Source organism: Mesorhizobium sp. M2E.F.Ca.ET.209.01.1.1 (genome assembly GCF_004010375.2).
Taxonomy (GTDB): Bacteria; Pseudomonadota; Alphaproteobacteria; order Rhizobiales; family Rhizobiaceae; genus Mesorhizobium.
This window is the reverse complement of record NZ_SADP02000032.1, coordinates 1-10,437: the sequence shown is the minus strand read 5'-3', so window position 1 is coordinate 10,437 and position 10,437 is coordinate 1. Positions and strand designations below refer to the sequence as shown.

The 10,437-nt window shown below is 63.0% G+C and carries 12 protein-coding genes and 2 tRNA genes; 5 read left to right on the top strand and 9 right to left on the bottom strand.

Annotated features, from left to right (window positions below):
- Positions 1-128 (bottom strand): GTP-binding protein (locus tag EN852_RS32600; protein WP_244571411.1); only part of this gene is annotated, 128 nt, incomplete at its 3' end.
- A gap of 227 nt (positions 129-355) precedes the next feature.
- Between EN852_RS32600 and EN852_RS32595 the strand changes: the two genes are divergently transcribed.
- The gene (locus EN852_RS32595; RefSeq protein ID WP_127879979.1) at positions 356-1,243 is read left to right on the top strand and encodes a DMT family transporter; all 888 of its coding nucleotides are present in this window, start codon (positions 356-358) and stop codon (positions 1,241-1,243) included.
- 106 nt (positions 1,244-1,349) lie between these two features.
- Here the strand turns inward: EN852_RS32595 and EN852_RS32590 are convergent, their stop codons facing one another.
- Together EN852_RS32590 and EN852_RS32585 are read right to left on the bottom strand one after the other, a co-directional pair.
- On the bottom strand, positions 1,350-2,156 hold the full coding sequence (locus EN852_RS32590) for a sulfotransferase family 2 domain-containing protein (protein ID WP_127879978.1): 807 nt from the start codon (positions 2,154-2,156) through the stop codon (positions 1,350-1,352).
- A 120-nt stretch (positions 2,157-2,276) separates the two neighbouring features.
- Positions 2,277-2,534 (bottom strand): GlsB/YeaQ/YmgE family stress response membrane protein, encoded by a 258-nt coding sequence (locus tag EN852_RS32585; protein WP_127867940.1) that lies wholly within the window; start codon positions 2,532-2,534, stop codon positions 2,277-2,279.
- Between the two features lie 127 nt (positions 2,535-2,661).
- On the opposite strand from EN852_RS32585, the gene EN852_RS32580 reads away from it, so the two are divergent.
- Positions 2,662-3,117 (top strand): YidB family protein, encoded by a 456-nt coding sequence (locus EN852_RS32580; protein WP_127879977.1) that lies wholly within the window; start codon positions 2,662-2,664, stop codon positions 3,115-3,117.
- Positions 3,118-3,190: 73 nt separating this feature from the next.
- Here EN852_RS32580 and EN852_RS32575 read toward each other — a convergent pair.
- Together EN852_RS32575 and EN852_RS32570 are read right to left on the bottom strand one after the other, a co-directional pair.
- Positions 3,191-3,264: transfer RNA gene (locus EN852_RS32575), tRNA-Gly, on the bottom strand.
- A gap of 88 nt (positions 3,265-3,352) precedes the next feature.
- Positions 3,353-3,437 (bottom strand) — tRNA-Tyr (locus EN852_RS32570).
- A gap of 199 nt (positions 3,438-3,636) precedes the next feature.
- On the opposite strand from EN852_RS32570, the gene EN852_RS32565 reads away from it, so the two are divergent.
- Complete coding sequence (locus EN852_RS32565) at positions 3,637-4,509, top strand: RNA methyltransferase (protein ID WP_127879976.1); 873 nt, start codon at positions 3,637-3,639, stop codon at positions 4,507-4,509.
- A gap of 39 nt (positions 4,510-4,548) precedes the next feature.
- On the opposite strand, the gene EN852_RS32560 is transcribed toward EN852_RS32565, so the two are convergent.
- The 3 genes from EN852_RS32560 to gcl all read right to left on the bottom strand — a co-directional run bounded on the left by EN852_RS32560 (position 4,549) and on the right by gcl (position 8,146).
- Positions 4,549-5,436, bottom strand: coding sequence for a 2-hydroxy-3-oxopropionate reductase (locus tag EN852_RS32560; RefSeq protein WP_127879975.1), 888 nt, complete (start codon positions 5,434-5,436; stop codon positions 4,549-4,551).
- A gap of 103 nt (positions 5,437-5,539) precedes the next feature.
- A complete protein-coding gene (gene otnI / locus EN852_RS32555) occupies positions 5,540-6,337 on the bottom strand; it encodes a 2-oxo-tetronate isomerase (RefSeq protein WP_127879974.1) in 798 nt (265 codons plus the stop codon).
- Between the two features lie 27 nt (positions 6,338-6,364).
- On the bottom strand, positions 6,365-8,146 hold the full coding sequence (gene gcl / locus EN852_RS32550) for a glyoxylate carboligase (RefSeq protein ID WP_127879973.1): 1,782 nt from the start codon (positions 8,144-8,146) through the stop codon (positions 6,365-6,367).
- A 203-nt stretch (positions 8,147-8,349) separates the two neighbouring features.
- Here gcl and bhcR point away from each other — a divergent pair, with 203 nt between their 5' ends.
- Positions 8,350-9,171: an HTH-type transcriptional regulator BhcR gene (bhcR, locus tag EN852_RS32545; protein WP_127879972.1), complete on the top strand. Its 822-nt coding sequence runs from the start codon at positions 8,350-8,352 to the stop codon at positions 9,169-9,171.
- On the opposite strand, the gene EN852_RS32540 is transcribed toward bhcR, so the two are convergent.
- The gene (locus tag EN852_RS32540) at positions 9,168-9,527 is read right to left on the bottom strand and encodes a hypothetical protein (protein ID WP_127879971.1); all 360 of its coding nucleotides are present in this window, start codon (positions 9,525-9,527) and stop codon (positions 9,168-9,170) included. The two genes, bhcR and EN852_RS32540, sit on opposite strands and share 4 nt — an antisense overlap.
- 205 nt (positions 9,528-9,732) lie before the next feature.
- Here EN852_RS32540 and EN852_RS32535 point away from each other — a divergent pair, with 205 nt between their 5' ends.
- Positions 9,733-10,104 carry a hypothetical protein gene (locus EN852_RS32535; RefSeq protein ID WP_246694473.1) on the top strand — a complete coding sequence of 124 codons (372 nt, stop codon included), beginning with the start codon at positions 9,733-9,735 and terminating at the stop codon, positions 10,102-10,104.
- Positions 10,105-10,437: the final 333 nt, after the last annotated feature.

Here is a 10,437-nt window from a genome sequence, read left to right as displayed (position 1 = left end):
TCATAGCGCTTGTATTCGCCAAAATACTTCGTGATCGCCGCCGTCAGCGACGTCTTGCCATGATCGACGTGGCCGATCGTGCCAATGTTCACATGCGGCTTGGTGCGCTCGAATTTACCTTTTGCCATAGTCTCTTTCCTTGGACGGCCTTGACCTTCAGTTCAGTCGAATTCGGGGCGATTAGCGACAACGGCCGAAAAACACAAGTGCCTTGTGGCTGAGCGGATTCCCGCTCGACCCGAACCAATGGTCGATTTCAGGGGATATAGCGCGGATATAGGGCTGCCACGCGAAAAATCAAAGGCGCTGGGCTGGCCCATTGCCGTTGCGGCACGGCTCTGATCTTGTCCGCCGCATGCAGTTCATTCCATCCAATATCCGCGGTCCGCTGTTCATGATCGTCTCGACGGGGTCCTACCTCGTCAACGACACGATGATGAAGCTCGCGACCGCCGGTCTGCCGCCCTATGAGGTGCTCCTGCTGCGAGGTACCGCCGCGACGCTGTGGGGCGTGCCGCTGCTCCTGATGCTTGGTTACGCCCGGCAGATCCCGCTGCTTTTCGAGCGCAAGGTGCTGCGCCGCAACCTGTTCGAGCTCTTGGCGATCCTCTGCTATGTCGTCGCCCTGGCCAACATGCAGATCGCGGATTCCACCGCGCTGGGCCAGATCACGCCGCTCATCGTGCTGGTCGGCTCCTCGATGCTGTTCGGCGAAAAGATCGGCGCCACGCGCGTGGCGCTGATCGGCCTTGGCTTTGTCGGGGCGCTCATGGTGGCGCAGCCGACCATGCAGGGCATTTCGGTCTATGCGCTGCTGGCGCTCGGCAATGCGGCCTTCGCGGCGGTGCGCGATATAGCCGGCCGCAAAGTGGGTGCCGAGGTGCCCGGCATGATCGTCGCCATCTCCGCCGTCCTGGTGGTGCTGGTCGGCTCAGGCGCGGCGCATCTCGTCTCCGAGCAATGGGTGATGCCCGAAGGACGCCATCTGCTGCTGATCGCGGGTGCCGGCCTGTTCCTGATCTTCGGCCATTTCTTCATCTTCATGGCCTACCGCGTCGGGCCGACAAGCGCGGTGGCGCCCTTCTATTACTGCTTCACCGTCTGGGCAGTCATTTCGGGGCTGCTGGTGTTCGGGCAGTTTCCCAACGCGCTCGCCGTCTGCGGCATCCTGCTGGTCATCGCCAGCGGCCTGGCGATCGTCTCGCTCGACGAAAGGCGCCGGCGCATGGCGATCGTCGCCTGAAGCCACGCGATCCGCGATTGGGATAGTGCTTGTTTTTACGCAATTCCGGACGGAGGGCTATGCGAAGGCGCTGAGCCTAACCGCTCACACTTTTCCTGGAATTGCTTTAGCGACCCACGCGCATTGCCAGCGGGCGCCTGGCCAGGAAATCCCTGAGGTTGCGCAGCGTGCGCGGGTATATGAGGCGGCCGTCGCGAGGCACGGTGAAATCGCACGCGACGTGGAGCGAGGACGGATCCTCGGGAGCGCCCTTGGGAATCCCTCCCCATCTTGCCGGATCGTAATAGTCGACGAGGAACGCATAGTCGTATCGGCAAAAGCGCATCGCTTTCACCATCGCAGCCGGCGAAAGGTCCGACGGGCTGACCCTTGTCCTGGCTGCCTGCAGCCTCGGCATGGAGATTTTCCTGCCGCTGACCGACGACAGGAATGCCTCGACCTTGTCCATCTCTTCAAACCTGAAGACGTGATCGAACAGGAAAAGGCTGGAGCCGACAAAATGGCGCGGCGAGGCGACGTGGAACTGGATTTCCCACGAGGACGCGCTGTATTTTTCGACGTTGAGGATGAAGGTGTCGAGGTCCGGATCGGTCGGCAGGCCGAAAGCCTTGAGCATTTCGGCCTTTGCCGACGCCCGCGCCAGAACGTTTACGTCCAGTATCCTGCTGGAATAGGCGGAGAGAAGCCGCTCCAGCGGATCGCGGACGATGGTGAACTTACCGCCCAGCCCGTCATAGACCGGCACAAACGGATCGACCCAGCTGGTGAAGAGACGACCGTGGACTTCATTGTCCGGATCAGCGAGAGGCGCCTGCCCACCGCTGAGCGCCATCAGCGCGTATTTGACGCTGCTGGTGCCGCTTTTCGGGACAGGATAATAGGTGACGGGAAGTCCTTGAATCTGGACCGCCATTGCAGGTGTGCCTCGCGCCGACCCAGCGCCAATGCGCCGCGCGATCACGCGCGGCGACCGGCGCGAAACCCAATCATCGCCACGCGGCCTGCCGGGCCGCGGACTTTCTCGCCTATAGATCTACAGCGTGCGCTTGCCACTGATCTGGTGATAGGCCCAGAGCACGACGACCGAGCCCACCACGGCCACGATCAGGCTCCAGATGTTGAGGCCGGTGACGCCCTGCGCGCCGAAGGCGCTGAAGATCACGCCGCCGACGATGGCGCCGACGATGCCGAGCACGATATCCATGACCATGCCCTGGCCGGTCTTGTTGACGATCTTGCTGCCGATGAACCCGGCGATGATGCCCAGAATGATCCAGCTGATGATGCCCATAATTCCCTCCAAATTCCCCGCCCCGCCATCATGGTCATATGATTGTCAAAAGCTCAAGACAGCTTGAAATTCCGCCCGTTTGCGCCATTCTGGCGCCGGCGGACTTGGCTGGACAAGGAGATCCACGATGGGCCTTTTCGACAATGCCGTTCCCGGCGGCAATATCACCAAACCCCTGATGATCGCGCTCGGCGCGCTTTTGGTCGGCAAGATGCTGAGCGGCAGAAGCGAAGAACCGGCCGCGCCGCAAGCGCCGGCGCCGACGCCTGCCGACACCGGCGCTTCGGCCGATGGCGGCCTGCTCGGCGGTCTCGGCGGCCTGCTCGGCAAGCTCAGGGACGCCGGACACGGCAACGTCGCCGACTCCTGGGTCGGGACGGGCCAGAACCAGCCGATCAACCCGGGCGATCTCGGCTCGGCGCTCGGTCCGGCGGTGATCCGCGAGATCGCCCAGCGCACAGGCATGAACGAGCAGGAGCTGCTGCAGCAACTCTCCACGGCGGTGCCCGGCATCGTCGACAAGCTGACGCCGAACGGCCAGATCCCGCAGAACCATCAGGTCGCTTCGGCCTTCAACAGCTAAGGGCTAAACGGATGAGAACGCGCCGTGGGCCATGGTGCGCGGCTTTTCCTTCACAGACAGCAGAGAAACAATCTGGAGCGGGTAGCGGGAATCGAACCCGCATATTCAGCTTGGAAGGCTGCTGCTCTACCACTGAGCTATACCCGCGCCTTGCACTGAGGTACCGGATTCATCCGAAAAGCGCCATGCACTTTTCGGTCCGAGACTTTTCGTTTCAGGGCTTCCGGGCCGGCAGTGGTGGAGAGGGTTGGATTCGAACCAACGTAGGCTAAGCCAACGGATTTACAGTCCGTCCCCTTTAACCACTCGGGCACCTCTCCAGTCTGCCGCCGGAGCCATGCAACGAGGCATTCGCGCTGATGCGGAGCCCGAGTTAGATCTTCTCCGAAATCAGCGAAGCGCCTTATGGCGGCAAGGCCGGTGGGTGTCAACCGGCGCGGCCAGGGTTTTTCGAGGATGTTTCACATCAATCGTCGCGGCCCATATCCTTAGCCGGACGAGGCGGCTATAGAAGCCCGCATGAGCGACGAAAAAAGCAACAAGCCGGGCACGCGCAAGGACACCCACTACGCCAAGCTGCGGCGCGCGCATCGCGACCAGAAGGCGGGCGGCGCACCGGTGTTCCGGCCGCGCCAGCCGGTTCCGCCTGGCGAAGCGCCCGGCGACGGACTAGTGCGGCTTTACGGGTTGCACACGGTGCGGGCCGCGCTCGACAATCCGCGCCGCAAGATCAAAAAGATGCTGGTGACGCGCAACGCCGCCGAGCGGCTTTGGATCGGCGATCTTGCCGCCCTGCCCTTCAAGGCCGAACTGGTCGAGCCGAAGGACATCGACCGGATCACCGGGTCGGATGCGGTGCACCAGGGCGTGCTGATCGAAGCGGAGCCGCTCAAGCCCAAGCGTCTCGACGCGCTTGGGGATACGAGGCTGGTGCTGGTGCTCGACCAGGTGACGGACCCGCACAATGTCGGCGCGATCCTGCGCTCCGCGGTCGCCTTCGGCGCCGGCGCGCTGATCACCACGGCGCGTCACAGCCCGCAGGAATCTGGCGTTCTGGCCAAATCCGCATCCGGCGCGCTGGAGCATATCGACCAGATCGAGGTGAAGAACCTCGCCGATGCGCTGGGACAGTTGCACGATGCCGGCTTCCAAACGATCGGGCTCGATTCCGAAGGGCCGGCCGAGCTGGAAAAGACCTTCGACGGCGAAAAGATCGCACTGGTGCTGGGCGCGGAAGGCAAGGGCCTGCGGCAGAAAACCCGCGAGACGGTGGCCGCGCTCGCCCGCCTCGACATGCCCGGCGCCATCCACTCGCTCAACGTGTCCAATGCGGCGGCGGTGAGCCTTTATGCGGCGAGGAGATTTTTGGAGAAAGTGAATGGTGAATGGTGAATGGGACGGCGCCCCCGACTATTCACCATTCACCATTGACTATTCACCCACTTCGTGTCCCGCCATGCGCTCCAGCGCCCTGACCAGCGCCGAGTGATCCTCCTTGGCACCGCCATTGGCGGCGCAGGAATTGAAGAGCTGCTGCGTGGTCGAGGTGTTGGGCAGCGAGACGCCGAGCGCCTTCGCGCCTTCCAGCGCGAGGTTAAGATCCTTCTGGTGCAGTTCGATGCGGAAGCCCGGTGCGAAGGTGCGCTTGATCATGCGCTCGCCATGCACTTCGAGGATGCGCGAAGCCGCAAGCCCGCCCATCAGCGCCTGCCTGACTTTTGCGGGGTCGGCGCCCGCCTTCGAGGCGAAAACCAGGGCTTCGCCGACGGCTTCGATGGTGAGGGCCACGACGATCTGGTTCGCGACCTTGGTGGTCTGGCCGACGCCGTTGGGGCCGACCAGCGTGATGTTCTTGCCCATCTTCTCGAACACCGGCCGGGCGCGCTCGAAGGGCTTTTCGTCGCCGCCGACCATGATCGTCAGCGATGCCGCCTTGGCGCCGACCTCGCCGCCGGACACCGGAGCGTCGAGATAGTCGCAGCCGAGATCGTTGATCTTTTTCGCGAACTCCTTGGTGGCGATCGGCGAGATCGAGCTCATGTCGACGACGAGCTTGCCCTTGGACAGACCCGAGGCGACGCCGTTCTCGCCGAACAGCACGTCGGCCACCTGCGGCGTGTCCGGCACCATGGTGATGATGATGTCGGCGGCCTCGGCAACCGCATTGTGGCCGGTGACGGTCTTCAGCCCCTTGGCGGCAAGATCGGCCGGTGGCTTGGAGCGATGGTCGCTGGCGACGACCTTGTAGCCGGCGTCGAGGAGGTGCCTCGCCATCGGCGCGCCCATGATGCCGAGGCCGATGAAGCCGATGGTTTCCATTGTTTTGCTCCCTGAACGTCCTTGTTCAAATCGAAGGCCGGCGCTGCCCCTCATCCGCCTGCCGGCACCTTCTCCCCGTATAGAGACGGGGGGAAGGAAGCTCTCAGGCCGCCGCGCTCCCCTGCCCGGCGAATTCGCTGAACCAGCCGAGCCCGGCCTCCGTGCCGGCTTTCGGCTTGTATTCGGCACCGATCCAGCCGGAATAGCCGATGCGGTCAATATGGTCGTAGAGGAAGGGATAATTGATCTCGCCCGTCCCCGGCTCGTGACGGCCGGGATTATCCGCAAGCTGGATATGCGCGATGCGGCCGAGGTTCGCCTCGATGGTACGGGCGAGATCCCCCTCCATGATCTGCATGTGATAGATGTCGTATTGCAGGAACAGGTTCTTCGAGCCGATGCGGTCGATCAGCGCCAGGGCCTGGTCGGAATAGTTCAGGAAGAAGCCTGGGATGTCGCGGGTGTTGATCGGCTCGATCAGCAGCCTGATGCCGGCCTGTTCCAGCTTCTCGGCCGCGAAGGCCAGGTTTTCGGCAAAGACATTTTCCAGCACCGTGCGGTCGGCGCCCTGCGGCGCGATGCCGGCAAGGCAGTTGACCTGCTCGCAGCCCAGCGCATGGGCGTAGCTGATCGCCTTGGCGACGCCCTGGCGGAATTCCGGCACGCGGTCGGGCAGCACGGCGATGCCGCGCTCGCCCTTGCCCCAGTCGCCCACCGGCAGGTTGAAGAGAACCTGGGTCAAACCGTTCTTCTTCAAACGCGCCGCGACGACGTCCGGCGCGTGATCATAGGGGCCGATATATTCGACGCCCTTGAAGCCGGCGCGGGCGGCGGCGTCGAAACGGTCGAGGAAATCATGCTCGCCGAAGAGCATTGATAGATTGGCTGAAAAACGCGGCATTCTTTTTCTCCTTCTCTCCGCAGACCCTTAGTCGAGCATCACGATGGCCGTGGGGGCATCCTCGTGGCTCTCGGCAAGTTCCTCAAACTCGGTGATCTTGTCGATTTCCGTGCCCATGGAAATGTTGGTGACGCGCTCGAGGATGAATTCCAACACCACCGGAACCTGGTGTTCCTTCATCAGCCGTCGCGCCTCCTTGAAGGCGCCGGCGAACTCCTCGGGCTTCTTCACGCGGACCGCCTTGCAGCCCATCGCCTCGGCGACCGCGACATGGTCGACGCCGTAGCCCGCATCCGGATCGCCTGCGCGGTTCACGTTCTCGAAGGCGAGGCTCACCTCGTAGTCCATCGAGAAGCCGCGCTGCGCCTGGCGGATCAGGCCGAGATAGGCGTTGTTCACGACGACGTGGATGTAGGGCAGCTTGTGCTGCGCGCCGACGGCCAGTTCCTCGATCATGAACTGGAAATCATAGTCGCCGGAAAGCGCGACGATATCGCGGTCTGGATCGGCGGCCCGCACGCCGAGCGCCGCCGGCAGCGTCCAGCCGAGCGGTCCGGCCTGGCCGCAATTGATCCAGTTGCGCGGCTTGTAGACATGCAGGAACTGCGCGCCGGCGATCTGCGACAGACCGATCGTGGTGACATAGGTGGTGTCGCGGGCGAACGCCTTGTTCATCTCCTCATAAACGCGCTGCGGCTTCAGCGGCACCTGCTCGAAATGCGTCTTGCGCTTCATCGTCTTCTTGCGCTGCTGGCATTCCTTGGCCCAGCCCGACCAGTCGCGCAGCTTGCCGGCGGTGCGCCATTCGGTTGCGACGTCGAGCAGGATCTTCAGCGCCGCAGCAGCATCCGAGACGAGGCCGAGATCCGGCGCGAAGACGCGACCGATCTGGGTGGGCTCGATGTCGACATGGATGAACTTCTTGCCCTTGGTGTACACGTCGACCGAGCCGGTGTGGCGGTTGGCCCAGCGGTTGCCGATGCCAAAGACGAAGTCGGCCGCCAACATCGTCGCATTGCCGTAGCGATGCGATGTCTGCAGGCCGCACATGCCGGCCATCAGCCGGTGGTCGTCGGGGATCGCGCCCCAGCCCATCAGCGTCGGGATGACCGGCACGCCTGTGACTTCGGCGAACTCGATCAGGAGATCGGACGCATCGGCATTGATAATGCCGCCGCCGGCGACGATCAGCGGCCTTTCCGCTTCGTTGAGCATCGAAAGCGCCTTCTCGGCCTGGGCGCGCGTCATTGCCGGCTTGAACGGAGCGAGCGGCTCATAAGCGTCGATGTCGAATTCGATCTCGGCGAGCTGAACATCGATCGGCAGGTCGACCAGAACCGGGCCCGGCCGCGAGGAGCGCATCAGGTGGAACGCCTTCTGCAGCGCCATCGGCACCAGGTAAGGTTCCATGACGGTGACCGCCCATTTGGCGACCGGTGCCGAGATCGAAGCGATGTCGACGGCCTGGAAATCCTCCTTGTTGAGGCGGGCGCGCGGCGCCTGGCCGGTGATGCAGAGGATCGGGATGGAGTCCGCGGACGCCGAGTAGAGGCCGGTGATCATGTCGGTGCCGGCCGGACCGGACGTGCCGATGCAGAGCCCGATATTGCCGGCCTTGGCGCGGGTATAGCCTTCGGCCATATGCGAGGCGCCCTCGACGTGGCGGGCAAGCACATGGCGGATGGTGCCGCGCGCCTTCAGCGCCGAATAGAGCGGATTGATCGCCGCGCCCGGCACGCCAAAGGCATTGGTGATGCCTTCCTTTTCGAGAACGAGAACTGCAGCGTCGACAGCGCGCATCCTGGCCATGACAAGCCTCCATTTGGTTTGTTGGCTTGATAATGACTGCGCGTCTTTGATTTTTCAATTTTTTCAGAATATTTTTTCATTTCGAGAAAACGGCTCTTATCAACTGATTTCACTTCATTTTTCGTTTTCCAGAAGATCTGCTGCGGCAACCACTGAAAAACTTTTTCATTGCATCCGATACCAAATCGGCGAGAATGCCGCTTATGGAAACGACGGAAAAACGCCAGCGCGGCCGGCCACGCGCCTTCAACGGACCCTCGGAAGCGGCCTCGGTGCAATCGCTCGACCGGGCGCTGCGGATCCTCGCGATCGTCGCCGAGGCCAGCGGCCTGTCGCTCAGCGAAATCGCGGCGCAAAGCGGCATCGCCGCCTCCACCGCCTACAGAATGCTGACGACGCTGGAAAATCACGGCATGGTCGAGTTCGACACGACCGACCAGTTGTGGTCGGTTGGCGTCGAGACTTACCGCATGGGCTCGGCTTTCCTGCGCCGGCGCAAGCTGGTCGACCGCGCCCGCATCGTCATGCAGGAACTGATGGAGAAGACCGGCGAAACGGCCAATCTCGGCGTCGCCGAGGACGATTGCGTGGTTTTCGTCAACCAGGTCGAGACGCACCAGGCGATCCGCGCTTTCTTTCGCCCAGGCACGCGCAGCCCTTTCCATGCTTCCGGCATCGGCAAGGCGGTGCTGGCGCATCTCGAGCCGGAACGGGTCGCCGCCATCCTGCGCAAGGCCGGCCTGCAGCGCTACACCGACAAGACGCTGTCCGATATCTCGGCGCTCGCCCATGACCTCGCCACGATCAAGCATCGCGGCTGGTCGGTCGACGACGAGGAACGCCATCCCGGCATGCGCTGCGTGGCCGCCGCCATCTTCGACGAATATGGCGAGCCGATCGGCGGCGTTTCGGTGTCCGGCCCGACGGTGCGGGTCACGCCCGAGCGGCTGGCCGAGATCGGTCCGCTGGTGCGCGACGCGGCTGTCGAGGTGACAAAGATGATCGGCGGCGTGAAAGCGTATTAGGACGCGCCCGGCAACGCGCTCTTGGCCGCTACCTCGAAGAAATCGAGCAGGATCGCCAGCCCGACGCCGCAGGCCGCCAAGATGAGGCCGGCGATGAATATCCGACTGGCGCGGTCATGAATGCTTCGCTGCAGGGATTTGATATCAAGCAGAATGGCAAGCGCCCGTATCTGCAGCGCGATGCCGACCAGGATCGGCAGGACGGCAATCAGATGGTAGGTCTGCCATGGGATCGGGTTGGCCGCCCAATGCGTGATGAAGCCTAGCGAAAACGCAAGCAGGATGCCGACGATGGTGATGGTGCCGTTGCGGAAAACCGGTTCGACCCGTTCTTCCTTGCGATCCTGATCGTCCATGCCACCCTCCCCTCGCTTGGCGTCAAAGCCAGACTAAACGCTTGCAAAATCGCTGTACATCGCTGGTTGCCTGCAGGAGCCGACCGGGCATTAGGCAGGCCGGATGACGGACTTGACCGTCTTGCCGGGGCGTCGGGATGCATGCGAAAGGGCACGGATGCGGAAAACAATCTTCCTTCTATCCGTCGCTTCACTCTGCGGATGCGTGGCGGCGGCACCGGGGCCGGTCGAGCCGGTCACAGGCCCCAGCGGCAACCCGCTCGTCGATCCCGTCCCGATCTCGCTGGCAATGGAGGAGATCATCACGGTCGGCGTCCGCCAGCATTTGAAGAACCCTGTCGCCGCCAAGTTTGGACCTTTGCTTGCCGGAGAACGCACAATAAGCGGCCGCCATGAGATCGTGGTGTGCGGTTATGTCGACGACAAGGGCTCTGCCGCCGGCAATGAACCTTTCATCGGCAAGATCTACCCCGATGCCGGAAACAGCTTCGAGCTCGTCGCGATAAACGACGCCTCGGTCAGCGGCGCCTGCAAGGCAGCGGGACTGGCGATGCCGGAGCTGAAGCCCAATGCCTAAATCGGTCGAGGTGGGAAAGATGTCCGCTTCAAAAAGGTTGCCGTTTGTCGACGGGCACGATTTTCACCGTTCCTTTCCGCGAAACTAGTGCAAACGCCGGGGATCGGCCGAAGCCACCCGAACTCGTCATTCCTGGGCGGAGCAGCCGCGAAGCGGCGTCGCGAAGACCCTGGAATCCTGTGTGTTGGTTTCGGTGTATGGTTGAAGTGGGAAGGAGACCGAGTGGATCCTGGTCGTCCTTTCGGACAGGCCGTGGCATGGCCCGGTCCCTTCCCACCGGTGAACCATCAACCTGAACAGTTGCACGGGGCTGTTCGAAGCAGACCCCGCACC